The 24,386-nt window shown below is 54.0% G+C and carries 23 protein-coding genes; 10 read left to right on the forward strand and 13 right to left on the reverse strand.

The annotated features are described in order from the left end of the window. Positions 1 to 59: 59 nt before the first annotated feature. Positions 60 to 2,435 carry a ribonuclease R gene (gene rnr / locus Q3O59_RS00830; protein ID WP_305943796.1) on the forward strand — a complete coding sequence of 792 codons (2,376 nt, stop codon included), beginning with the start codon at positions 60 to 62 and terminating at the stop codon, positions 2,433 to 2,435. Here the strand turns inward: rnr and rsmD are convergent. Then, a complete protein-coding gene (rsmD, locus tag Q3O59_RS00835) occupies positions 2,432 to 3,043 on the reverse strand; it encodes a 16S rRNA (guanine(966)-N(2))-methyltransferase RsmD (protein ID WP_305943797.1) in 612 nt (203 codons plus the stop codon). The genes rnr and rsmD overlap by 4 nt on opposite strands. 79 nt (positions 3,044 to 3,122) lie before the next feature. Here rsmD and ftsY point away from each other — a divergent pair, with 79 nt between their 5' ends. The 3 genes from ftsY to ftsX are packed head-to-tail and all read left to right on the forward strand — an operon-like array spanning position 3,123 to position 5,976. Next, positions 3,123 to 4,313: a signal recognition particle-docking protein FtsY gene (gene ftsY / locus Q3O59_RS00840; protein ID WP_305943798.1), complete on the forward strand. Its 1,191-nt coding sequence runs from the start codon at positions 3,123 to 3,125 to the stop codon at positions 4,311 to 4,313. 2 nt (positions 4,314 to 4,315) lie between these two features. Further along, the gene (gene ftsE, locus Q3O59_RS00845; protein ID WP_305943799.1) at positions 4,316 to 4,999 is read left to right on the forward strand and encodes a cell division ATP-binding protein FtsE; all 684 of its coding nucleotides are present in this window, start codon (positions 4,316 to 4,318) and stop codon (positions 4,997 to 4,999) included. Next, the gene (ftsX, locus tag Q3O59_RS00850; RefSeq protein ID WP_305943800.1) at positions 4,996 to 5,976 is read left to right on the forward strand and encodes a permease-like cell division protein FtsX; all 981 of its coding nucleotides are present in this window, start codon (positions 4,996 to 4,998) and stop codon (positions 5,974 to 5,976) included. Before ftsE ends, ftsX begins: the two co-directional genes overlap by 4 nt. 18 nt (positions 5,977 to 5,994) lie before the next feature. Here ftsX and Q3O59_RS00855 read toward each other — a convergent pair whose 3' ends face one another. Next, complete coding sequence (locus Q3O59_RS00855) at positions 5,995 to 7,203, reverse strand: EAL and HDOD domain-containing protein (protein WP_305943801.1); 1,209 nt, start codon at positions 7,201 to 7,203, stop codon at positions 5,995 to 5,997. A 182-nt stretch (positions 7,204 to 7,385) separates the two neighbouring features. Between Q3O59_RS00855 and rpoH the strand changes: the two genes are divergently transcribed. Beyond that, on the forward strand, positions 7,386 to 8,237 hold the full coding sequence (rpoH, locus tag Q3O59_RS00860; protein WP_228589885.1) for an RNA polymerase sigma factor RpoH: 852 nt from the start codon (positions 7,386 to 7,388) through the stop codon (positions 8,235 to 8,237). 76 nt (positions 8,238 to 8,313) lie between these two features. Here rpoH and Q3O59_RS00865 read toward each other — a convergent pair whose 3' ends face one another. The 3 genes from Q3O59_RS00865 to gpmM form a co-directional block, all read right to left on the reverse strand. Further along, entirely contained in the window at positions 8,314 to 9,030 is a 717-nt protein-coding gene (locus tag Q3O59_RS00865) for a divergent polysaccharide deacetylase family protein (RefSeq protein WP_305943802.1), read from the reverse strand. 187 nt (positions 9,031 to 9,217) lie between these two features. Next, a complete protein-coding gene (locus Q3O59_RS00870) occupies positions 9,218 to 10,357 on the reverse strand; it encodes a murein hydrolase activator EnvC family protein (protein ID WP_305943803.1) in 1,140 nt (379 codons plus the stop codon). A gap of 3 nt (positions 10,358 to 10,360) precedes the next feature. Continuing rightward, positions 10,361 to 11,905 carry a 2,3-bisphosphoglycerate-independent phosphoglycerate mutase gene (gpmM, locus tag Q3O59_RS00875; RefSeq protein WP_305943804.1) on the reverse strand — a complete coding sequence of 515 codons (1,545 nt, stop codon included), beginning with the start codon at positions 11,903 to 11,905 and terminating at the stop codon, positions 10,361 to 10,363. Positions 11,906 to 12,067: 162 nt separating this feature from the next. On the opposite strand from gpmM, the gene Q3O59_RS00880 reads away from it, so the two are divergent. From Q3O59_RS00880 to secB, 3 genes are read left to right on the forward strand one after another with little or no spacing between them, the layout of a single operon-like run. Further along, positions 12,068 to 12,499, forward strand: a complete 432-nt coding sequence (locus Q3O59_RS00880; protein WP_305943805.1) for a rhodanese-like domain-containing protein — start codon at positions 12,068 to 12,070, stop codon at positions 12,497 to 12,499. 7 nt (positions 12,500 to 12,506) lie between these two features. Beyond that, complete coding sequence (grxC, locus tag Q3O59_RS00885; protein ID WP_305943806.1) at positions 12,507 to 12,761, forward strand: glutaredoxin 3; 255 nt, start codon at positions 12,507 to 12,509, stop codon at positions 12,759 to 12,761. A 25-nt stretch (positions 12,762 to 12,786) separates the two neighbouring features. Then, positions 12,787 to 13,281, forward strand: a complete 495-nt coding sequence (gene secB, locus Q3O59_RS00890; RefSeq protein WP_305943807.1) for a protein-export chaperone SecB — start codon at positions 12,787 to 12,789, stop codon at positions 13,279 to 13,281. A gap of 57 nt (positions 13,282 to 13,338) precedes the next feature. Here the strand turns inward: secB and Q3O59_RS00895 are convergent, their stop codons facing one another. Further along, entirely contained in the window at positions 13,339 to 15,180 is a 1,842-nt protein-coding gene (locus tag Q3O59_RS00895) for a putative bifunctional diguanylate cyclase/phosphodiesterase (protein ID WP_305943808.1), read from the reverse strand. A 243-nt stretch (positions 15,181 to 15,423) separates the two neighbouring features. Between Q3O59_RS00895 and Q3O59_RS00900 the strand changes: the two genes are divergently transcribed. Further along, on the forward strand, positions 15,424 to 15,888 hold the full coding sequence (locus Q3O59_RS00900) for a tRNA (cytidine(34)-2'-O)-methyltransferase (RefSeq protein WP_228590788.1): 465 nt from the start codon (positions 15,424 to 15,426) through the stop codon (positions 15,886 to 15,888). Here the strand turns inward: Q3O59_RS00900 and Q3O59_RS00905 are convergent, their stop codons facing one another. Genes Q3O59_RS00905 through Q3O59_RS00915 form a run of 3 tightly spaced genes read right to left on the reverse strand, consistent with a single transcriptional unit; the run spans position 15,889 to position 18,975 of the window. Further along, positions 15,889 to 16,893, reverse strand: a complete 1,005-nt coding sequence (locus Q3O59_RS00905; RefSeq protein WP_305943809.1) for an alpha/beta fold hydrolase — start codon at positions 16,891 to 16,893, stop codon at positions 15,889 to 15,891. Beyond that, entirely contained in the window at positions 16,880 to 18,280 is a 1,401-nt protein-coding gene (locus Q3O59_RS00910; protein WP_305943810.1) for an ATP-binding protein, read from the reverse strand. Before Q3O59_RS00910 ends, Q3O59_RS00905 begins: the two co-directional genes overlap by 14 nt. Beyond that, positions 18,274 to 18,975: a response regulator transcription factor gene (locus tag Q3O59_RS00915; RefSeq protein ID WP_305943811.1), complete on the reverse strand. Its 702-nt coding sequence runs from the start codon at positions 18,973 to 18,975 to the stop codon at positions 18,274 to 18,276. Before Q3O59_RS00915 ends, Q3O59_RS00910 begins: the two co-directional genes overlap by 7 nt. A 143-nt stretch (positions 18,976 to 19,118) precedes the next feature. On the opposite strand from Q3O59_RS00915, the gene Q3O59_RS00920 reads away from it, so the two are divergent. Continuing rightward, positions 19,119 to 19,646 carry a Spy/CpxP family protein refolding chaperone gene (locus Q3O59_RS00920; RefSeq protein WP_305943812.1) on the forward strand — a complete coding sequence of 176 codons (528 nt, stop codon included), beginning with the start codon at positions 19,119 to 19,121 and terminating at the stop codon, positions 19,644 to 19,646. Here the strand turns inward: Q3O59_RS00920 and glnG are convergent. From glnG to glnA, 4 genes are all read right to left on the reverse strand, one after another. Then, positions 19,643 to 21,070 (reverse strand): nitrogen regulation protein NR(I), encoded by a 1,428-nt coding sequence (glnG, locus tag Q3O59_RS00925; protein WP_305943813.1) that lies wholly within the window; start codon positions 21,068 to 21,070, stop codon positions 19,643 to 19,645. The genes Q3O59_RS00920 and glnG overlap by 4 nt on opposite strands. After that, complete coding sequence (glnL, locus tag Q3O59_RS00930) at positions 21,067 to 22,182, reverse strand: nitrogen regulation protein NR(II) (protein ID WP_305943814.1); 1,116 nt, start codon at positions 22,180 to 22,182, stop codon at positions 21,067 to 21,069. Before glnL ends, glnG begins: the two co-directional genes overlap by 4 nt. Positions 22,183 to 22,238: 56 nt before the next feature. Further along, positions 22,239 to 22,754, reverse strand: coding sequence for a DUF4124 domain-containing protein (locus tag Q3O59_RS00935; RefSeq protein WP_305943815.1), 516 nt, complete (start codon positions 22,752 to 22,754; stop codon positions 22,239 to 22,241). Between the two features lie 161 nt (positions 22,755 to 22,915). After that, entirely contained in the window at positions 22,916 to 24,322 is a 1,407-nt protein-coding gene (gene glnA, locus Q3O59_RS00940; protein WP_305943816.1) for a glutamate--ammonia ligase, read from the reverse strand. Positions 24,323 to 24,386 lie beyond the last annotated feature (64 nt).

Below are 24,386 nucleotides of genomic sequence, written 5' to 3' on the forward strand. Positions count from 1 at the left end.
TACAAGGATCTGCGGAAGGTGTTACACTAAAGGTCTTATTGGTAACACAAGGGTCAGGCATGACCATACAAGATCCACATCTTGCCCGTGAGCAAGAAAAGTACGACAACCCTATCCCAAGTCGGGAATACATTCTTGAGCACATTGAAAAGCGGCAACAACCTGCCTACTTTGAGGAATTGGTTGCCGAGCTCAAATTGACCGACGACGACGCTATTTTCGCACTGAAAAAGCGGCTGCGCGCGATGGAGCGTGACGGTCAGCTGATTTTTACCAAAAACAAGCGCTATGGTCTTGTCGATCGGATGGACCTGAAAAAAGGCCGGGTCATTGGCCACAGAGATGGCTTTGGCTTTTTAAAGCTGGATGACGGTGGTCCGGATTGGTTTATTCCCAATTACGAAATGCATCGCTTGCTGCATGGCGACCGGGTGCTTGCCACCCTGGCCGAAGGCCGTGGCCGACAGAAAACTGAAGCCCGTATTGTGCGCATTCTGGAGCCCAGAACCGAGGCGGTGGTCGGCCGCTATTACCGTGATTATGCCCTGGCAGTGGTGGTGCCGGATGATCCACGCATCGGCCAGGACATTGTGATCCCGGAAGGGGCCCAAGGTGAGGCTCGTCATGGCCAGGTGGTGCTGGTGGATATTACTGAGCGCCCTACCAAGCGGGTGAATGCCGTTGGCCGGGTGATCGAAGTGCTGGGTGAGCACATGGCCCCAGGCATGGAAATCGAAGTGGCGATTCGCAACCATCAGATCCCGCATCAATTCCCGGATGCCGTCAACAAACAGGTCAGCCGCTATGGTGCTGAGGTATCGGCTGCTGATAAAGCGGGCCGTATCGACCTGACGGCGATGCCGCTGCTGACCATCGATGGTGAAGATGCCCGCGACTTTGACGATGCTGTCTATGCCGAGTCTCGCGACGATGGCGGTTGGCGGCTGTGGGTGGCCATCGCTGATGTCAGTAGCTATGTGCAGGTGGATACACCGCTGGATCAGGAAGCTTTGCTGCGCGGCACCTCGGTCTATTTTCCGGACCAGGTGGTGCCTATGCTGCCAGAAGCTTTGTCCAATGGGCTCTGTTCGCTGAACCCACAGGTGGACCGGCTGTGCCTGGTGGCCGAAATGGACATCAGTGCCCAGGGCAAGCTGCAAAGTTACCGTTTTTTTGAAGCGGTGATGAACTCCAAGGCCCGTCTGACCTATTCGAAGGTGTACGCCATTCTGCAGGGCGATGCGGCCCTGCGCCAGCAATACCAGGCCAACATCACCACTCTGGAAACCCTGTACAGCTTGTACCGGCGCTTGGCGAAAACCCGGGCCCAGCGTGGCGCCATTGAGTTCGATACGGTGGAAACCCGTTTTATTTTTAACAGCCACCGCAAAATTGAGCAAATCGTACCGGTGCACCGCAACGATGCGCACAAGCTGATCGAAGAATGCATGATCATGGCCAATGTGGCGGCGGCACGTTTCCTGGAAAAGCACAAAACACCGGCGCTGTATCGGGTGCATGAGCAGCCGGACCCAGACCGTTTTGCCAACTTCCGGCGTTTTTTGGCGGAGCTGGGCATTGAAACTACCTTGCCGGACGAACCTGAGCCGCTGCAACTGGTGCAAGAGCTGGCGCGTTTGGCCGAGCGGCCAGACCGGGAGCTGATTGAAACCACCCTATTGCGTTCGATGAAACAAGCGGTCTATCAGGGCGATAATGAAGGACACTTTGGTCTGGCGTTGCCGGCTTATGCCCACTTTACCTCGCCCATCCGGCGTTATCCGGACCTGGTGGTGCATCGCAGCATTAAGTCCATCCTGCAGCAGCAGGGCCAGACGCCAAAAGGGGCACACCGGTACAGCCCTGAGCAAGTTGAACAACTGGGTGAACACTGCTCAATGACCGAGCGCCGGGCCGATGATGCCACCCGTGAGGTTTCGGACTGGCTGAAATGCGAGTACATGCAAGATCATCTGGGCACGGAGTTCGATGGGGTGGTGTCGACCGTCACCAGCTTTGGGTTATTTGTCCGGTTAACCGATTTGTACATCGAGGGCCTGGTGCATGTCACCTCACTGAAAAACGATTACTACCATTTCGATGCCGAGCGTCAGGTGCTGATGGGGGAGCACTCGCGCCAGGGGTACCGTTTGGGCGATTTGGTGCGGGTCAAAGTGATGGCGGTGAATCTGGAAAGCCGGACCATTGATCTGGCGCTGGAAGAAAGCGGTACGCCACGCCCCAGCAAAGCCAAAGGCAAAGGCAAAGCCAAGGACAGCAGTAAGCCTTTGCCAGGCAAGGTGGTGGTTAAAAGTGCGAAAAAGCCAGCGGGCAGCAAGCGCAAAGCCATAGCCGCTAAACCCGCTGCCAAAGGCCGGCCTGGCAAAGCTGCCGGTAAAGGCAAGCCGAAAGCCAGGAAGCAAAAGGTGACTTAAGTATCAGCCTGACGGCGGAACAACCGATAGGCCAGCTGACCGGCGATTTTTTCCCGGTACAGCTGCCAGTTGGCTGGCACCGCTTGCAAAGGCAACTCTTTTTCAGTTTCCAGGTAGATCCAGGCATTGGTGCTGAGCCAGCCTTGCTGCTCCAGCAGCTGACAACAGGGTTCGGCCAGATGTTGTCGAAAGGGGGGGTCGATAAACACCAAATCAAAGGGCTGATCGCTATCTGGTTGGGTGCTGCTGCGCTGCTGCAAATAGTGTAGGCTGTCGGTCTGCACGACCTTGGCGCTGGCAGCCAGGGTTTGGCACAGGCTGTTTAGCTGCTGTGCTTGTTGGCGGTCTTTTTCCAGCAGCAGGGCAAAGCTGGCCTCCCGTGACAAGGCTTCCAGCGCCAGAGCGCCACTGCCGGCGAAGCAATCCAACACCCGTTGGCCGGTTACTTCCTGCATCAACCAATTAAACAAGGTTTCCCGAACCCGATCGGTGGTGGGGCGGAGCCCCTCCGCGTCGGCGACTGGAATTTTACGGCCCCGCCAGCGTCCGCTGATGATGCGGATTTGGCCCGGGCTGTTGGCTTTTTTAGCGCTGGCTGCTCGTCTCATCTAATGGTTTATGCCTGTTGGTGAAGATGCTAGTATAACGACCAATTTTACCCGATTTGAACGGCACTGACACCGACTTATGAGCAAAGAATCCAAACTCTTCTCCTGGCTGGGCTTTGGCAAAAAAGCTGCGGCAGAATCTGAGCAGCCGGAAGCAACCACGGCGGATAGCGCCCCAACGCCAGCTGAGCACCCTGAGGACAATACTCAGGCCGCCTCCAGCGCACCAATCTCCACCGGTTCTGAGACTGCAGAGCCTGAAAAGGGGGCTGAGTCTGAATCCAAGGCAGCTGCGGCCCCTCAGGCCAGTGCAGCGGATGCTTCGACCGGGCAAGCCCCTGCGGCCAAAACGGGTTTCTTTGCCCGCTTGCGGCAAGGTTTGAGCAAAACCAGCCAAAACCTGGGTGCTGGCCTGGCATCGCTCTTTGTCGGTAAAAAAATCGACGACGAGCTGTACGAAGAGTTGGAAACTCAGTTGTTGCTGGCCGATGTTGGGGTCGACACCACTCAGAAGCTGATTAAGCAGTTGACGCAGCATGCCGATCGCAAAGCGTTAAAGGACGCCGACCAGCTGTATCAAAAGTTGCAACTGGATATGGCGACCATGCTGCAAGAGGTTGAGCAACCGCTGAAGCCGGAGCAAAGCGATGGCCCCTTTGTGATTCTGATGGTCGGTGTCAATGGGGTGGGCAAAACCACCACCATCGGCAAAATGGCACAGCAGTTTAAGCAGCAGGGGAAAAACGTGATGTTGGCGGCGGGCGACACCTTTCGGGCTGCAGCTGTCGAGCAATTGCAGGTTTGGGGGGAGCGCAATCAGATCCCGGTGGTGGCACAGCATACCGGCGCCGACAGCGCTTCGGTGATTTTCGATGCCTACCAGGCCGCAAAGGCCCGCAAAGCCGATGTGCTGATTGCGGATACGGCTGGCCGTTTGCAGAATAAAGCCCACCTGATGGAAGAGTTGAAAAAAATTGTCCGGGTGCTGCAAAAAATTCAGCCGGAGGCGCCACACGAAGTGATGTTGACGCTGGATGCCGGTACCGGGCAGAATGCGTTAAGTCAGGCGCGCATCTTTAATGAAGCGGTGCCACTAACCGGCATCAGTTTAACCAAGCTGGATGGCACCGCCAAAGGTGGGGTGATTTTTGCCATTGCCGACCAGTTTAAGGTACCGATCCGTTACATCGGGGTGGGTGAAGGCATTGATGATTTGCGCACCTTCAACAGCACGGATTTTATCCAGGCACTGTTTAACAAGGACTCTTAAGTATGCTGACGTTCGATCAGGTCAGTAAAAGTTACCCCGGCGGTTTTATTGCACTCGATCGCATCAGTTTTGAGCTGGCGAAAGGCGAAATGGTTTTTTTAACCGGCCACTCCGGCGCTGGTAAAAGTACCTTGCTCAAGCTGATCAGCCTGATTGAACGCCCGACCAGTGGCCGGGTGTTGATCAACAACGTCGATCTAAAGCGCATCCGTCGCTCTCAGGTGCCTTATATCCGGCGTGACATCGGCATTATCTTTCAAAACCACCGGTTATTGATGGAACACACCGTGTTCGACAATGTGGCGCTGCCGCTGGTGATCGAAGGCTTTACCGGCAAAGAAATGGTCAAAAGGGTGCATGCCGCTTTGGATAAAGTCGGCTTGCTGGATAAAGTCAGCTGCTTGCCGGAAACTCTGTCCGGTGGTGAGCAGCAACGGGTTGGCATAGCCCGTGCTGTGGTGAACAAGCCGCCCTTACTGTTGGCCGATGAGCCGACCGGTAATCTGGATCCGGAACTGTCAAAAGACATTATGCGGGTGTTCGAAGCTTTTAATCAGGTGGGAGTCTCGGTGTTGGTGGCGACCCACGATCACAGCCTGGTGGCTCGCATGCGTTACCGTACTCTGACCCTGAAGCAGGGCAAGATGATCAACGATGGTTTGCTGCAATACGAGGAGCCGCTGTGAGTATTCTGTTTTCCGGTCGTGCTGCCGGCGCTAGCAGCAAAAAGATCCCAGCGCTGCAGCGCTGGCTGATGTTTTGGGTGCAGCACCTGCGTCAGTGCATCGGCAGTCTTGGTGAGTTGTGGCGTACTCCTCTGGCGTCGTTGATGACCATTGCTGTGCTTGGGGTCAGTTTAACTTTGCCAACCACCTTGCATTTGCTGGTAAAGAATGTCCAAAGCATCAGCGGTAGTTTCACTCAGTCGGCAGAGATCAGTTTTTTCCTGACCGAGGAGGCCAGTCAAACCCAAATTCAGACCTTGGTGACCATGCTCAGTGCCGACCCTGAGGTGGCCCAAGTGCAGTTTATTTCCAAGGCCGATGCCATGGCCGAATTTCAACAGGTATCGGGTTTTGGTCAGGCGTTGCAGTTGCTGGATGAGAACCCTTTACCAAATGTGATCTTGGTGTTGCCACGCCATACCCAGCCTCAGGCGGCAGAGCAATTGCGCCGCCGCATTGAGCAGGAGCGTATTGTCGATTTTGGCAAGTTGGATATAGCCTGGCTGGAGCGGTTGGATGCCATCTTGCTGCTGATGCGTCAGGCGGTGCTGGCGATAGCCCTGTTGCTGCTGACGGCTGTGCTGCTGATTATTGGCAATACCATCCGGCTGTCGATCATCAACAAAAAAGAAGAAATTGAAGTGATGAAGCTGGTCGGTGCCACCGATGCCTTTATCCAGCGGCCTTTTTTGTACACTGGCGTCTGGTTTGGCGTTTTTGGTGGTTTGCTGGCGTTTTTGGTGGTGGAGCTCATGGTCTGGTGGTTGGAAGGCGCCATTGGTCAGATCACCGAGTTATACCACAGCAGCTTTACCCTGATGACCATGAGCTTTGCCGAGTTTTTGACCTTGTTGCTGGTGTCGGTGTTGCTCGGCCTGGCAGGCTCTTACATTTCGGTCAGCCGTCATATCCAGGCCATTGAGCCAAGCGGGCCTTAGTGCCCGCACTAGTCTGAGCTACAGCTGCAGCTGTTCGGCCCAGTCGATGGCATCCAGATACAGGCTGCGGACATCGGTGTTGCTGGGAAGCAATTGATTGGCCAGCTGCTGACACAATGCCCAGTTGGCCTGCTCGTAGTCCAGCACCAGTTGCAGCGGTTGACCCAGGGGGCCTTGCTGCCGTAGCAGCGCATCTTTGATGGTATCGGATAGCGGCAATTGCTGCAGCAGTTGCTCCAGCGGTTGTTCCAATAAGGCATCCAGCAGTGACAACATGCCGGTTAAAAAGGCGCTGGATTGCAGATCACGCTGGCCGGCGGACTCCAGCAAGCGATCACAAAAGCGTGCCCGTACGATGGACAGCTTCAGCAGCTCCGGCTGCCTGGTGTCTGCCAGATTGGACAGCGCCACCAGCGCAATGAATTTCTTCAGCTCGACGGCACCCAAAAACACCATCGCATGTTTCAGTGACTTGATGGGGTTGGGGCGGGCATAGTAAGCGCTGTTGATAAAGCGCAGCAATTTGACCGACAACCCCAGATCCCGCTCCATGATCTGCACCAGTTTATCAAAGTCCAGCTCTGGCTCGGCCGCTTCGGCAATCAGAGCCAGCAAATGCATTTGGTGATGGCCGAGCTTTTTGTGGCGCATCATTTCGGGACGGGCGAAAAAGAACCCCTGATAGCAATCAAAGCCCAGCTGTTGCAATTGGGCAAATTCGGTCTGGCTTTCCACTTTTTCAGCCAGCAGTTTGCCATGAAAGTCACGCAGCTGCGCCAGCTTGTCTGGCAAGACACTGATTGGGGTTTGGCGGATATCGACTTTCAGGTAACTGATGTAAGGCATCAGTCGCTGCCACTGTGGGTTGAAGCTGTAATCATCCAGGGCCAGTTGGTAGCCTTGTTCATGCAGCTCGCGGCAGGCGGTTAGCAACTCACTGCTAAATGGCACCGACTCCAGAATTTCAATCACGGTGGTGGCAGGGTCGAGCGCAGTGGGAAACTGATACAGCAGACTGTCTTCGGCAAAATTGACAAAGGCCAGCTTGTGGCCGGTAATGCGCTCCAGTCCATAAAACAAATGATGCTCTGAGAGCAAACGGCTGGTGGCTTCGTTGGGATCGATGTCAGGAAACTGATTTTGCTCACTGTCACGAAACAACAGCTCGTAGCCCAGCAGTTGTTGCTGCCGGTCAAAGATGGGTTGGCGTGCCAGATAACCGTACATAAACAGGGCTCCTTGTGCCGCTTCAACCCAGTCTAAAGCAATTTTTTGCCGCCGTATATTACTGATTGCAATCTATAAAGTTCTGTTAGAAAAAATAGTTCTGACAAAGCTGAAACTAAAATTAGCACTCTCAATCAAAGAGTGCTAAGATAGCCTTCAACTTGAGATGGATGGAAGCAACCATGACGAAATCATCTGAACTTATGACCCTGACCTTAGGCGCCAGCAGCAGCTTTGAAGCCTATACCCAGACGGTGAGTGCTATTCCGATGCTTAGTGCCGAGGAAGAGAAATCACTGGCTGAACGTCTGCATCAGGATGGTGATTTAGAAGCCGCCCGTCAGCTGATTATGTCGCACCTGCGCTTTGTGGTGCATATTGCCCGTAGCTACGCCGGTTATGGTTTGCCGGTTAGTGATTTGGTGCAGGAAGGCAACATTGGTCTGATGAAAGCCGTCAAGCGTTTTGACCCCACTGTTGGCGTCCGCCTGGTTTCCTTTGCGGTGCACTGGATCAAAGCTGAGATCCATGAGTACGTGTTAAAAAACTGGCGCATTGTGAAAATCGCCACCACCAAGGCGCAGCGCAAGCTCTTTTTTAACCTGCGGAAATCGAAAAAGCACTTAGGCTGGTTCAGCCAGGATGAAGTCAGCCGTGTGGCTGAGTCGCTAGGGGTGGCTGAGCACGAAGTGCGTGAGATGGAATCTCGGATGAGCAATTACGACATGCCATTCGATGCGCCGGAAGGCGATGACGACCAGGCCTATACAGCACCGGCCTACTATCTGGAAGACAAAGGGTCGGATTTGGCCAGTCAGGTGCAGGACCAACAGTCGGACGATAGGGCGCACGACCAGTTGCACGCTGCCCTGCGAACGCTGGATGAGCGCAGCCAGGACATTATTCAGGCCCGTTGGTTGGCACAAAGCAAGATGACATTGCAGGAGCTGGCTGAGCGTTATCAGGTTTCTGCCGAGCGAGTCCGCCAACTGGAAAAAAATGCCATGAAAAAGCTGCAAGCTGCCATGAGCTAAGCAGCTCAAGTCTCCACAAAACCACCGCATGTCGGTGGTTTTTTTGTTGGGTAAAGGCTTTGTCTGGGAGCCGTCATTATTCCAGAGCTGCAATGGCGGGCGCTGTGTAGCCAGCGGCAATCACCCGGTGTTCTTGCGGTAAAAAACGGGAAATGGGCACCAGTTCGACGCCCAGCTCAGGCAGCTCAGCCAGTCGCTGCTGCAAAAAACGGTAGGTTTCCGGGTAGGGGTGAGCAATGGCAATGGCCCGGTCGTGCCGTTTGGCAATGCGGATCAGCAAATCAAATTGCTGCTGCAAGGCTTCTTCCCGCACATCATTGTCCAAAAAGACATGCCGGCTTAAGCTGGTGACACCATGTTGCTGCGCCTGATAGCGGGCGCGGCTGTTGACCGTGGTTAAACTATCGACGAAAAACAGTTGGCGCTGTCTGAGGTATTGCATCAGCCAGCTCATCGGTTGATCCAGCTCGGTCAAGAGACTGCCCATATGATTATTCACCCCAATGGCATAGGGAATGTCCTGCAACGCCTGGCTAAGCTGGCGGGTAAAGTCTGCCCGGCTCATATCCCGGCTCAGGCCGCCGGGGCCCATGTCTTTGTTGTTGCTGGCCTGCATCGGCATGTGCAGCATCACATCTTTGCGCTGACCGTAAGCCAGTTGTGCTGATTGTTGGCCGTAGGGTGTAAAAGGCAGCACAGCGATGGTCAGCGGGTAAGGTAGCCGAACCATGTCCAAATCGCTGCGTTGATAGCCAATGTCATCAATGATGATGGCAATTTGTGGTTTGGCCACAACCTGAATGCTGCAGCAGAACAAATAGAGGCAGAAGAGTTTGATAAGTACAGGCACGGGTTGCGTTCGTTCTTATTGTTTGCTGGCCAAAACCTGCTGATTTTAAGCCAATGGATAATTTCATTATAAGACGTTTTTTAACCAGTGAAAGAGTAATTTTGTCATTTAACGGAATGGGTTGCTGTTGCTAACGACTCTGCAACCAGCTTAGCGGATTGACTGCTTCGCCTTTATCACGGATTTCAAAATACACACCGGGGTTGGCCTGGCCTCCACTGCGGCCAACCAGAGCAATTTGCTCGCCGGCCATCACCTGTTCGCCTGGTTCTTTCAGCAGATTTTGATTGTGACCGTACAGACTCATAAAGCCCTCGCCATGATCCAGCACCAAGACCCAGCCATAGCCTTTGAGCCAGTCGGCGTAAATCACCTGGCCGTTGGCAATGGCGTTCACTGGGCCGCCTTCAGTGCCTTCGATCAAAATGCCCCGTGAACGTAAGCCGCCCTGGCGCAATTCATTGAAACGTTGCAGCAAACGGCCTTGCAGTGGCCATTGCAGCTGACCTTTTAACGGCGTTAGTCCGGACAATTCGACCTGGCGGGCTTTGGCTTTTAATGCATCAATGGTGGCTTGCAGGCTGCTTTCATTTTCGCGCAGGTAGGCCAACTGCTGGCCTTGTTCTTCCAGCAGTCGCTGCAAGTCTTGCACGGTACTTTGCTGAGTACTGCGAGCCTGTTGCAGTTCCTGCTGTCGCTGCTCCAGGCTAGCCAATTGCTGTTGCAGCTGCTGTTGGCGGTCAGTGAGCTCCAGTTGCACCGCACTTAACCGCTCAGCCGTTTCGCGAATTGATTGCAACTGTGCCACTCGGGCGCGGTTAAAATAATGATAGTAGGTCAGGACCCGCTCCAGCCGGCCGGCATCCTGTTGGTTCAACAGCAGTTGGGTGTAATCGTGCTGGCCGAGTTGGTAAGCACTGCGAAGCTGGGCTGCCAATTGCTGTTGCTGCTCAGCAAAGCGCTGCTCCAGCTGTTGTTGCTCATCCTGCAGCTCAGTTAAACGCCGCTCAGTTTCCGACAAAGCCTGTTGTTGATGGCGTACTTGTTGACTGGCTTCTGCCAGCGTCCGGTCAGCGCGTTGCAGCTGTTGCTCGGCCCGCTGCAAAGCCTGCCGTTGTTGCTGGACTTGCTGTTCGGTTTGCCGAATGGTTTTTTGCAATTCTGCCAGCTCTTGCTCCGAGCTAACCCGCGGGTCGGCGCTGACCGATGTCAGCACCAGGCAGGCACAGCAAAGGCCCACTAAGGTCAACGTAGAGCGCAGCATTGGCATGGGTTACTGCAGTTCAAACAAACTGTGTCCGGTCATTTCGGCCGGAATATCCAGATCCATCAAACGCAGCATGGTGGGGGCAATATCGCTTAAAATGCCCTTTTTTGCAGCCTTGGCGGGGCGGCCGACGTAAATCAGCGGAACCGGGCAACTGGTGTGGGCGGTATGGGCCTGACCGGACTCATGGTCGCTCATTTGCTCGGCGTTGCCATGGTCGGCAGTGATTAAGCACTCACCACCGACTTGCTGCAAGGCCTCGACCACCCGGCCAATGCAGTGATCGACAGCCTCAACCGCTTTGATGGCTGCTGGCAGGATGCCGGTATGGCCCACCATATCACCGTTCGGGTAGTTGCAGACAATGACATCGTATTGACCGCTGTGAATGGCATCGACCAATTGATTGGTCAGCTCTTCCGAGTTCATTTCTGGCTGCAGATCGTAGGTCGCCACTTGGGGTGACGGTATCAGAAGACGCGATTCGCCTTCAAATTCCTGTTCACGGCCGCCACTGAAAAAGAAGGTTACATGAGCGTACTTTTCGGTTTCTGAAATACGCAGCTGAGTCTTGTGGTGTTTTGCGAGCCATTCACCCAGCACGTTATCCAGGCTTTCTGGTGGGAAGGCCACTGGTGCATCCAGTTCTTTGGCGTACTCGGTCAGCATGGTAAATTGGCTGAGCGCGGGCTGTTGGCCGCGTTCAAAGCCAGCAAAGTCTCGATTGATAAAGGCCTGAGTCAGCTGCCGCGCCCGGTCGGCACGGAAATTCATAAAAATCAGGCTGTCGCCATCTTGCATCCGAATCACATCGCCTTTTGCATTGGTGATGGCGGTTGGCTTGACGAATTCATCGTTTTCATCCCGTTGATAGGCTTGCTGCAAAGCGCTAAGGGCGTCGCAGCTTTGAAAGTTGGCTTGCCCTCGGGTCAGCAGTTGATAGGCTTGTTCGACCCTATCCCAGCGATTATCCCGATCCATGGCATAGTAGCGTCCAACGATGGAAGCGATCTGGCCTTTGCCATGTTGCTCAAAGTAGTTCTGTACCTTTTGTAGCGAGGCTTTAGCGCTACGAGGCGGTGTGTCGCGGCCATCTAAAAAGGCATGCAAATACACCTGCTGCGCACCTTGGGCATGCGCCATTTCGAGCATGGCCAGCAAGTGTTCTTCGTGGCTATGCACACCGCCTGGAGATAGCAGACCCATAACATGCACTGCACCGCCAGCGGTGACGGCTTTGGCTACGGCTTGTTGCAGCACCGGGTTCTGCTGGAAACTGCCATCGTCGATGGCTTTGGTCACGCGGGTAAAATCCTGATACACCACCCGGCCTGCGCCTAGATTCACATGGCCGACCTCAGAGTTGCCCATTTGACCATGTGGTAGGCCGACATCCATGCCGGAACCGGAAATCAAGGTATGCGGGTAGTCTTGCCACAACCGGTCCATCACCGGAGTCCGAGCTTGAGCTATGGCATTGGCATCCACTTCTTCACGGTAACCCCAACCATCCAGAATCATCAATACTAACGGTTTTTTTGCCAGGCTCATGCTGTTGGTTTCTCCATCGGCTAGTGTCTCAGACTGAAGGCTGTATCTTACCCGTTTTTTCCGCTGACTGCAGCCCTCAAGCGGGGCCGATGGGGCTGTTTTATCCGTCTAAAGCGGGTATACTCGTGCTCTTTCTGTTGAGCAAGAGTGCAAGAGAGCGTCATGGAGCAGTGGATAGAGTTTATCGGCAACAACCTTCTGTTAAGCCTAATCTGGGCAGTGCTGGCTTTTATGCTGGTGTTCGGTATTGTCAGGTCCCGTTTGTCCAGCATCAAGCTGGTCAGCCCAACCGAACTGACCATGTTGGTGAATCGTCAGAATGCGGTGGTGGTGGATGTGCGTGCCGATGTCGACTTTGCCAAGGGACATATCACGGGTGCTAAACACATGCCTCTGAATGACCTGGTTCAAGGCAAAGCCAAAGGCCTTGAAAAGCTGAAAAGCAACCCCATTATTGTGGTATGTCAGGCCGGCGTCTCTGCACAAAAAGCGGCTGCTGCCCTGCAAAAGCAAGGTTGTACCAGCGTGAGTGTATTGCAAGGTGGCATGAACAACTGGCAAGGCGCCAGTTTACCCGTTGTACGAAGCAAGTGAGGAATCGATGGCAGACGTTGTTATTTACACCAAGGCGTATTGTCCTTTTTGTGTCCGCGCCATTGCCTTATTAAAAAGCAAGCAGGTGTCGTTTCAGGAAATTCGAATTGATGTGCAACCTGAATTACGCCCGCAGATGATTGAAAAGTCAGGTGGCCGTACCACGGTGCCGCAGATTTTTATCAATGATCACCCTATTGGCGGTTGCGATGATCTGGTTGCCCTGGAGGCGGCCGGTAAATTGGATCCGCTGTTAAATTAACTTTTATTATTCTTTAGGATTTATCATGGCCGAACAACCAAACGGCGTTGCCGCCGACCAGCAAGACCCACAAGGGCTGCAATTTGCTATCCAACGTATCTTCGTGAAAGACATTTCGTTCGAAGCCCCAAATGCCCCAGCAATTTTCCGCAAAGAGTGGAAACCAGAAGTGAAACTGGATTTGGATACCCGCAGCGATAAGCTGGAAGACGATGTGTATCAGGTGACTTTGTCGTTGACGGTGACCACCACTGTGGGTGAGGAAACGGCGTTTTTGTGTGAAGTTCAGCAGGCTGGTATCTTCGGCATTGCCCAATTACCAGAAAATCAACTGGCCCATATGCTGGCCTCTTTTTGCCCGAACATTCTGTTCCCGTATGCGCGTGAAGCGGTATCCAACCTGGTAAATCGTGGTACCTTCCCGCAATTGAATCTGGCACCTGTCAACTTTGATGCTCTTTTTGCTCAGTACCTGCAAAAGCGTCAGGCTGAAGCTGGTGAAGGTGCTGCTGTGAACTAAGCGGTTTCCATGCCATAAAAAAACGCGCTTTGCAGCGCGTTTTTTTATGGCTCCAGCTTAACCGGTAAGCTGTTGGATGGACCTGGACTCGCGCGCAATGACGGCTGCAAGCTCGGAAGGCAATACCGCTTTGCTGAACACATGGCCCTGGATGGTCTCGCACCCCATCACGTGCAGCAAATAGGCCTGCATTTCATTTTCTACCTGGCAGGCGACCACACTCAGCTGCAAATAGCCCGCTATCCGTATCAAACCTGCCGTCAGGTTACGCTCCAGCTCGGATTGCTCCAACTTTTGCGTCAATAAGCCATCAATTTTGATCTGGTCTAAGGGATAGTCGCGAAGATGCTGTAAGGCGGATAAGCCACTACCAAAGCGATCCAGCACCAGGAAAAAGCCGGCCTCTTTGGCTGCTTGCATGCGTTGCAGGCTGAGTTCGGGGTGTTGCTGTAGAATTTGTTGATCCAGCTCCAGTTCGAAATGCTCGGCACTCAGGTTATGCTCTTGCAGCTGCTGCAAGTAGTGCTGCAAAAAGCCAGGCTGGAAAAAGGTTTGCGGCGCAATGTTCAGCGCCATTCGGCCACGCATTAGTCCGGTTTTTTTCCATTGCTGCATTTGCTCACACGCCAGCTTGAGCACCTGCTGATCGAGTCGGATGATCAGATCGGTCTCCTGTGCGACCGGCAAAAATTGAGCGGGCATTAACAAGCCACGTTTAGGATGCTGCCAGCGCACCAGAGCTTCAAAGCCAGTGACTCTGTTGCTGCTGATGCTTAACTTAGGTTGAAAACTAAGCCGCAGTTCCTGTTGACTTAACCCTTGCTGCAGCTCTTGTTCAAGCGCGAAGGACTCACTGGAGCGAGGTAAGGCCGCTTGATTGAATAACTGGATAGGCTGAGCTTTGCTTGTATGGGCGCGCTGCAACGCATGATCGGCACTGCGAAGCAGTTGATCGTAACTGTGGCCGTCATCCGGATAAAGTGCAATGCCGAAAGCCGGTATCAGTGGGGTATCCTTGGTGGCTTGCTCCAACAGGGGCAGTACTTGTCGTGCCAAGCGATAGCCTTGTAAATCAAGGCGTGGACTGCCCAAGTAAGCTGGAATCAAAAAGCCAAACTCGTTACCACTTAAGCGTGCCATAAAAACGCCATTGGGAAGGTTCGTGCGAATGCTGGTTGCAAGCTCTGCCAGTCGCGGAGCGGACAAGGTGCTGCCATCCAACGTATCCAGCTGCAAGATCATGATGGCAAAATTAGGATACTGCTCGGTGGTGGATTGTATTTCTCGCTCCAGATAATCGAGAAATACGGCTCTGTTTGGTAAGCGAGTGCCGGGATCTTTGGTATTGACCCGGCGAAGTTCCAGTTCATTCAGCTTACGGCTGCTAATGTCAGAAAAAGTTGCTAAAAACAGAGCTGATTTGTTGTGACTGGCTGGTCGTAGACAGGAAATGACCAAGTCAATGGCAAAGACCTGTTGGTTGGCTTTACGGCTCCAAATATCGCCATGCCAGAATTGACCTTTGCTGAGTGAACCTTGAATGTCTTTCGCGATGCTTTCCGGCTCTCCCTGACTATTGAACAGTCTAAGCGGTTTACCCTGTACCTGTTCAAGCGAAAAGCCTGTTAAGCGGGTAAAGGCCTGATTGGCATCCAGTACCTGCAGATCAGCATTGAGTAGGCAGACAGCATCCTGATGTTGATGAATAAAGGTGGTGAGTTGATCGGCTTTACTGTTTGCCTGACGTAACTTGGTCCAAAGGGCGATACTAAGTATCAGTAACAGAAAGACAAGGCCAAGAGTAACGGGCAATAGAGTTGGTGACGCAGGCATAGCGGCGGCAGGTAAGCTAAAGCTAAGCAGGCTTGTGCAAATCATCAAGCGGCCGATCAGCGCCATGGTAACAACATCCCTGTGTTGACTATTATCTGAGCTCTTACTATAGCGCTGGCACCGCTGTAAATGCAACTTTTAATCGGATCTTCGCGACAATTTACTTGAAAGGTTTTTTTCTTGCAAACGAACAGGACGCTAACTGTCGAGACGCTTTACAACAAACAGGCTGGCAAGCTGTTGCCTGTCCTTTTTTCTGGTATATTTCTGTTTGATTCTAGACGCTGCTTGCTTCGATCATGGGGTTCTATGTTTGATATCGCTTTGTTTGAGCCACAAATTGCGCCAAATACCGGAAACATCATTCGACTGGCTGCCAACCTTGGAGCCCGTTTGCATTTAATTGAGCCATTAGGCTTTGAGCTGGAGGAAAAAAAATTACGGCGTGCAGGGCTGGATTACCATGACTTAACTCAGGTTTTTCGGCATGCTGATTACGCTGCATTTCAGAGCGTCATTGGAAAGCGCCGAGTTTTGGCCTGTACCACCAAAGGCAGCCAGCCTTACCATCAGGTGCAATACCAAACGGAGGATGTGCTGCTGTTTGGCTCTGAAACCTCAGGCTTGCCTGATGCCATTCGCGATGGCTTTGCAGCAGAACATCGCATTCGCATCCCGATGCAGCCACAAAGCCGTAGCCTGAATTTGGCCAATGCAGTGGCTATCATTAGTTACGAAGCCTGGCGACAGCAGGGCTTTGCTGGCGGGATCTGATCACCTGTCCGTTGACTGATGGCGGGCAAAAAAAGCCAAAATCAACTGCATCGCCTGTTGCCGGATGGCGGTTTTTTCTAATAGCAACTCGTGTTTTGCTCCGGTTAACACCTGTACCTCACGTTGCTCTGGCCGTTGGGCGGCAAATTGGTGCTGGGCCTGATTATCGACCACTTTATCTGCCCCTGCTTGCAGGATAAGCAATGGCAGGTCAATGCTATGCCCACTCGAGGCCAGTCGCTGCATGACCTGTGCCGCAGCCAGCAGCCAGTCCAAAGTCACCCCGCCCAGTTGCAACTCTGGCTCAGACTGATAGAGCGACAGCAGCCACTGATACTGCTCTGGACATTGGGTCAGCCGGTTGCGCTCAAAGGGCTCTGGCGCAAAGTTTCCTTGTCCCGGTAAATACCAGGCGTCTGTGGACAACTTGCGATTCAGCCAGCGTAGAGCGCGTACCAGTGGCATGGCGGCTTTGAATGGAATGGGGCCAGAATAAATGCCCAGCATTGGAGAGCAAAGCACCGCAGCCGTGAACGGATGCGTGGGGTGTTGCAGCAGATAATTGGCAAAAATGGCGGATCCCATCGAATGACAAAGTGCAAAGTGCTGCCGATGCCCAGAGGGCAGTACCACTTGATCGATAAACTGCTGCCAGTCCGCACTGTAGTGATCGAAGCTGCTGATATGGCCTTTGTGCGGGTTGCCCAGCTCACGGCTGGACGTTCCCTGGCCCTGATGATCGAGAATAAAAACGCTGTAGCCGGCTTGCACCAGTTGGTAGATGACTCCGGCGTACTTGATGGCCATTTCGATGCGGCCTGAGCTGATCACCACAGCGACTGTCGCATCCTGGACCCGATAGTGGCTGTAACTGAGTTGAAAACCCCGCGCATTGGTTAGTTGACCGTGCTGCATCCGTTGCCAAAGTGGCTGCCACCGAGTTTGCCACTGCTGTTGCACCGAGATTTGCTTGTCTGGGTTAGTGCTTTGCTTAGGCTCCGGCATTGGGAGACTCCTTCGGGGTGTCGGCTGTTGTGATTAAGGGCTCTGGAAAGCGCAGCTCCATGCAGAGCCCTTGAGGCTGCTTAAGACTGGCGGCTAGCTGGCCCCCTTGATGACGTATGGACTCTGCTGCAATTGCCAAACCAAGACCAAAGCCACCACTGTCCGGGGTGCGGCTGTCGCTGAGCCGGTAAAAGGGGGTAAAAATTGCTGTTAATGCGTCGGCAGGCACGCCTGGACCCTGATCGCAAATCCGAATGCACAGCTGCGCGCTCTGTTGTTTCAGCTGACAGTGAATAGTGCTGGCTGCCGGGCTGTACTTGATGGCATTGCGCAGGATATTTTCCAGTGCGCGCAGCAATAAGCGTTGATCGGCCAGCAACCTTAGTCCGGTGATGCTTTGCAGTTGGATCTGTTGCTGCTTGCTGTCGGCTTCCAGCTGACAGCGCTCTATCAGCTGCAGCATCAACTCAGCAGGATCCAGCCACTCAGGACTGCTTGGGTAGTGACCGCTGTGCAGGCGGCTGTAAGTCAGCAGTTCATTGAGCAGGGCATCCACCTGTTCCAGTTCCTGCTGCAACCGGGGCAGTTGCTGGCCTTGTTGTTGGCGTTCTTCCAGTGCCAGCGCCAGCTGCGCCCTGGTGAGGGGGGTGCGCAATTCATGCGATACATCACGAAGCAGTCGCTGTTGGGCCAGCACCAACTGGCTGATGCGCTCTGCCATGGCGTTGAAACCTCGCCCCAAGCTGCCGAGCTCATCCCGGCGTTTGGCCAAACGGCTGCTGCGTTGTGTCAGATCGCCGGCCGCAAAGCTTTGGTAACTGTGCAGCAGTTCACGCAATGGCCGGGTAATGGACACCGCCAGCAGCAGACTGGCAATGGCGGATACCAGAAAGAGACTCAACAACAGAATCGATTGGGGCAGGGCACTCAGCTGCCACCAGGGTTGCTCAGGGCCTTGCCGTTGCTGGTACAGCGTTAAGGTACGGCCATCCAGGGTAATGGCGACAGGGCCGGCCAGGTAAAGGTTGGAGTGACGAAGCAAGCGGGGCTGCTCTAAGTCCGCCAGCTCGGTCAGCCAATGCTGGTCATAGTTTCGGGGCAGTCCCGCCGGGTTTAGTACTTGCTGCTGCTGAGGATCGACCAGCAACCAGCGGCCCTGGCGTCGTCGCTCCAGTCGCTGCAACAAGTCCGGCAAAGATTCGGCATCGCTGAACAAGCGGGCGGCATGTTGCAATTGATGTTGCATCGGAGGCGGTAGGCGGCGGATTTCCGTGTGCTCGGGCAATCCTCTGGCTATCAGCAAGGTGCCGGCAACGGTGGCCAGGATCACCAGCCAAAACCAAAGAAAAATCCGACTGGCCAGAAATTGCAGTGGATGCTTTAGCATGGCTCTGTTTCCGGAATAAAGCGAAAGCCACTGCCACGTAGGGTTTGGATGTAGTCTTGGGTGCTGTGCTTGGCCAATTTGCGACGAATGTTGCTCAGGTGCATATCCAGGCTGCGATCATGCAATTGCAGGTTGCGACCCAGTACCTGCTTACTTAATTCTTCTTTGGAAATGACCTGGCCAGCCCGCCGCATCAGATAGTCCAGCAACTGAAACTCGGTGGCGGTTAGTCGGACGGGGTGTTGCTGCACCTGCAGCTGATGACTGGCGGAGTCCAGCTGAACATCGTGCAATTGCAGCACCGCTGTGCGCTGCTGTTGGTGCTGCTGCACCAACTCGATGCGACGAAAAATGGCTTTGATGCGGGCTGACAGCTCGCGGGGGTTAAAGGGTTTGGCCAGGTAGTCGTCGGCGCCCAGCTCCAGACCGAGAATGCGGTCAATGTCATCGCCGCGGGCGGTTAGCATCAACACCGGACAGCTGCTGGTTTTGCGCAGCTCCTGCAGCAAGGACAACCCATCCATACCGGGCAACATGATATCCAGCAAAATTAAGTCGTGCCCACCGCGCTGGGCCAAAGCCAGGCCCTCAGGCCCCTGATGACAGGCGGCAAAAACATAGCCATCGGGCTCCAGGTACTCCTGCACCAAGTCGGTTAGTTCCCGGTCATCGTCGATCATTAGAATGCGGTTCATGCCATCCCCTGCGTTAGCAGCAATGACCTTAGTCTAACGGCATCCTGCTCCGTGGAACAGGCCTTTACCGAACCTTTACACAGCCTTTGCACTGCTTTGCATTCGGCTTGCTAAGCTGGAATCGTCAACGAAAAAGGAGACAGATGATGAAAACAACCTACTGGATGACTTTACTGATGGCCGGCTCTTTATTGGCGGCCGCGGCACCAGCGCAGGCCACTGGCAGCAACCTGAGTGCCGAGCAAGGTGCCGAAACCTTTGAACAGCGCAGTCACCGGCGCTGGCAGCAAGGCTCTGGCAAGCCGGGCCCGCAAACCGGTTGGGCAGGACGTTATGGTTGGCAGCAACTGAACCTGACCGAAGCGCAGAAACAGCAACTGCGGGCGTTACGACGCGAGCATCGAGCGGAAGCTGGTGCCAGAGCCGGACAGCGTGAGCAGCATCAGCAATTGCGACAACTGGTGCAAGCCGACAGCTTTGATGCCACTGCTGCACGATTATTGCTGGAGCAGCGGCAACAAGCCCAACTTGAGCAGCAGCTGGCGCGACTGACTTTTCGCCATCAGGTCTGGCAATTGCTGACCGATGAGCAGCGTGCCCAGTTGCAGCAGCAGCCTGGAAAGCGTAAGCCGGCTGCCACTATTAAACAAGGTCGGCCTCAAAGGGGCTAAGACTGGGTCAAGTCCAACTCTTTTAATTTCCGGGTTAAGGTATTGCGGCCCCAGCCAAGCAGGCGGGCCGCTTCCTGTTTATGGCCATGGGTATGTTGCAGCGCTTGCTGCAAAGCGATGCTTTCCAGTTGCTGGCTGGCATCGTTCAGGATATCCATTCGCCCTTGTTGCAACTGCTGCTGCATCCAGAGACGAAAGTTGTCTTGCCAACGGCCTGTGCTGTTGTTTTGCTCCGCGTCGCCAAGGGCGGGTGGCTCCGTCGGCTCGGTACTTAACTCGGGTGGTAAGTCGGCAATCAGCACCTGCTTGCCACTGGCCATCACCGTCAGCCAGCGGCAGGTGTTTTCCAGCTGGCGCACATTGCCGGGCCAATCCAGCTGTTGCAGGTACTTTTCTGCTTCGGTGCTGAGTTGCTTGGCCTCGACATTCAACTCCTTGGCCGCTTGCTGCAAAAAGTGCCGGGCCAGTGCGGGAATGTCTTCGCGCCGTTCTTTCAAGCGTGGAATGTGCACCCGAATGACATTGAGGCGGTGAAACAAGTCTTCCCGGAATTGATGTTTGGCCACCAGCTGTTCCAGGTTTTGGTGGGTGGCGGCAATAATACGCACATCGACACTGATGGCCTGATGGCCTCCGACCCGGTAAAACTGGCCATCGGCCAGCACTCGCAGCAGTCGGGTTTGCACATCCAGCGGCATGTCGCCGATTTCATCCAGAAATAAGGTGCCGCCATCGGCTTGCTCAAAGCGGCCTTTGCGCACATTGGCAGCGCCGGTAAAAGCCCCTTTTTCATGGCCAAACAGCTCGGACTCAATCAAGTCTTTTGGGATAGCGGCCATATTCAACGCAATAAAAGGCTGCTCACTGCGCGGGCTGTGCTTGTGCAGTGCCTGGGCCACCAGCTCTTTGCCGGTACCGGATTGGCCATTGATCAGCACACTGATGCTGGAGCGGCTTAGCCGGCCAATGGCCCGAAAGACTTCCTGCATGGCGGGTGCCTCGCCAATAATCTCGGGCGATAACTTGGCTTGTGTCACTCTGGTTTTGCGTTGACTGGCTTTGTTGTGCTCCAGTGCGCGGCTGACCAGAGCGACAGCTTCATCCATATCAAAAGGCTTGGGCAGGTATTCAAAAGCGCCTTGTTTGAAGGCATTGACTGCACTGTCGAGATCCGAATGCGCGGTCATGATGATCACCGGCAGCTCGGGCGCCAACTGTTGCAAACGTTGCAGCAAGGCCATGCCATCGGTGCCTGGCATGCGAATATCGGAGAGCACCACAGCGGGCTGGTGATAGTCCAGCCGTTGCAGCATCAGGTCGGCACTGGCAAAGCTTTCGCAAGGGATCTCGGCTCGTTGCAGGGCCTTTTCCAATATCCAACGAATGGAGTTATCGTCGTCAATGATCCATACATCCTGGTTCATAGCGGTTCCTCAGTGTCACTGATGGGAAGGTACAAAGTAAATTCGGTATGGCCTGGCCAGCTGTCGCAATCGATCCAGCCGCCATGTTGGTGCAACAGGGTTTGGGCGATGGTCAGGCCCAAGCCGCTGCCCCCGACTTTGCCGCTGACCATGGGGTAAAACAGGGTATCGCGGATGTCGGTCGGGATGCCCGGGCCATCGTCAATCACCTTGATGGCGGCGACCAACTTATGGCGTTGACCATGCAAGGTATGCTGGTACAAAATCCTGCTTTGCAGCAAGATTTGCCCGCCTTGTTCCAGTGCTTGCTGTGCATTGCGAACGATGTTGAGCAAGGCCTGCTCTATCAACTCGGGATCAAAGCGAAAAACCGGAATGCTGGGGTCGTAGTCGCGTTGAAACTGAATGGCTGCCGGGTTATCCAATTGTGCCAACTGATAGACTCGCTCAATCACCTGATGCAGATTGGCGTACTGTTGTTGGGGAGGGCGGTAAGGGCCCAGCAAGCGGTCGACCAATTTACGCAAGCGGTCGGCCTGAGCAATGATCAGCTGGGTGTATTCTTTTTGCTCATCCGATAAAGAAGACTCCAGCAACTGGGCGGCGCCGCGCAAGCCGCCAAGTGGATTCTTAATCTCATGCGCTAAATTGCGCACCAACTCGCGGGCGGCATGGTGTTGGTGTTGCTGCACATTTTCCTGGCTTATTTTACGCTGGCGCTCTATTTGCCGGATCTCCAGCAGCAAATACCAGTGGTCCTGGTGCTCAAAAGGGGTCAGGTAGAGATCCAGCAGGGTCGGGTGACCGTCGTGCAAAATGGTCTGAACATCGCTGATGGCAAAACTGGTTTGTTGCTGCAGTGCACGTAATAGCGGCTCTTTGCCAAGTTCACAATATTGGAATAACTCGGGAAAGCGTTGGCCGCTTAAACGTTTTTCACTGATGGCCAACACTTGGCTGCAGGCAGCGTTAAAAAAGCAAAGTTGCAGCTCTTGATTCAGCACCAACACGGCTGTGTTTAGCAAGTCACTCAATTGCTGTGGTTCAAACGCTATGGTTTGCGCTGTTTGCTGTCCTGATTCGGTCACGGCCTCGCCCTCTCGCACCATCATGGTGCACTTGCGATGCCAGTGTAGGTTAAAAAACCACAGGATGCACCACAAATGCCCTATCTTGGGGGTATCACCGTTCTTCTGTGCAAATAGAAGGTGATGATATCACTCTCTGCAAGTTGCTTGCCGCTTTGATCAAGCAACAGCAGTTGCAGTTGGTGCTCACCGCGATCATGATCGCGCAGGATAAAAGTGGTGCTGGTTTGAGGCTCGCCGTATATGTCTCCATTCACTTTCAGAGCTATTTGAAAACCACGGACAAAGCGTGGTTGCACCCGTCCACGGACATGGACAGTACCGGTATTGTCTCGAATGGTGGCTTCTTGCTCTGGCGAGGTGATTTCAATACTAAAGGGTATGTGTTCTTCTTGCTGTCTGGGTTGGAAGGGGTCTGGGGCTTCCATCAGGTTAATTTTGGTGGTCAGGTTCACTTCTTCAGAGCCAGGCTTAGGGCTGTCTGAAAACACCAGCACCCCATTCGCATCGCGCCACACATAGACTTTACCACTGGCATCCAACGGGGTTGGAAGACACAGTAAGCAGAAAATTACCATGCAAAGAAGTCGTGTCATCACCGGTTTGAACCTTGTTGCTCAACTGACTAATTATAGTCCACTTTACGTGGCTTTGTTGGATTTGACCAGAGGTCTTTGAAATCAAAGGCAAAGCTCTCATGAATGAAACAAGCCCGCCAGTGGCGGGCTTGTTGGACTGGGGACTTCAGCAAAGCGGTTTAGACGCTGTAGTAAAGTTCAAACTCCAGCGGGTGAATCGCAATGTTGACCCGACGTGCTTCTTCACGTTTGATGGCAATGTAGGCATCGATCATATCGTCCGACATCACGCCGCCTTTGGTAAAGATTTCACGTGAGGCATCCAGTGCATCCAAAGCCTGATCCAGCGAGGTGGCCACTTGTGGAATGTTAGCCGCTTCTTCTGCTGGCAGGTCGTACAAGTCTTTATCCATCGCATCGCCAGGATGGATCTTGTTCTGGATACCATCGAGGCCTGCCATTAACTGAGCCACGAAAGCCAGGTAAGGGTTGGCAGCCGGATCCGGGAAGCGACACTCAATACGACGCGCTTTGGCACTTGGCACCATCGGAATACGGATGGAGGCAGAGCGGTTACGGGCTGAGTACGCCAACATCACCGGTGCTTCGTAGTGCGGTACCAAACGCTTGTAAGAGTTGGTCGACGGGTTGGTAAAGGCATTGATGGCACGGGCATGTTTGATGATACCGCCAATGTAGTACAAGGCGATCTCTGACAGGCCGCCGTACTTGTCGCCGGCAAAGAGGTTAGTGCCATCTTTGGCCAGTGACTGGTGGCAGTGCATGCCTGAGCCGTTGTCACCAAACAGTGGTTTTGGCATAAAGGTGGCGGTTTTGCCGTAAATATCTGCCACGTTGTGGATGACGTACTTCAGAATTTGTACTTCGTCCGCTTTTTTGGTCAGAGTATTGAAGCGAGTAGCAATTTCGTTTTGACCGGCGGTGGCGACTTCGTGGTGGTGTGCTTCGACCACCTGGCCCATTTCTTCCAGCACTGTACACATGGCGCTGCGGATATCGTGCGACGAGTCGACCGGCGGCAGTGGGAAGTAACCACCTTTGACACGCGGGCGGTGGCCTTTGTTGCCGTCGCTCATTTCGGCACCCGAGTTCCAGGCCGCTTCACCATCGTTGATTTTGAAGAAAGAGCCCGACATATCGGTATGGAAACGGATATCGTCGAACAGAAAGAACTCTGGCTCAGGGCCAAACAGCACGGTATCGGCGATGCCGGTGGACTTCAGATACTCTTCCGCCCGCAAGGCGATGGAGCGCGGATCCCGGTCGTAACCTTGCATGGTGCCAGGCTCAATCACGTTGCAGCGAATGTTCAGGGTGCTTTCTTCGAAGAAGGGATCCATCACCGCAGTCTCTGGGTCCGGCATCAAAATCATGTCGGAATCGTTAATGCCTTTCCAGCCCATAATAGAAGAACCATCGAACATTTTGCCGTCTTCGAAAAAGTCTTCGGAAATCTGGCTAACAGGTACCGTTACGTGCTGCTCTTTGCCTTTGGTGTCGGTAAAACGCAGATCGACAAACTTCACTTCGTTCTCTTCAATCATCTTCATTACAGATGCGGCCATGGGTTCCTCCAGTTGGTTCCATAGGAATAGGTTCGTTCGCTCGTGTTGATGCCAAAACTGTGCC

The sequence above is a fragment of the Alkalimonas delamerensis genome (genome assembly GCF_030717955.1).
Classification (GTDB): Bacteria; Pseudomonadota; Gammaproteobacteria; order Enterobacterales; family Alteromonadaceae; genus Alkalimonas; species Alkalimonas delamerensis.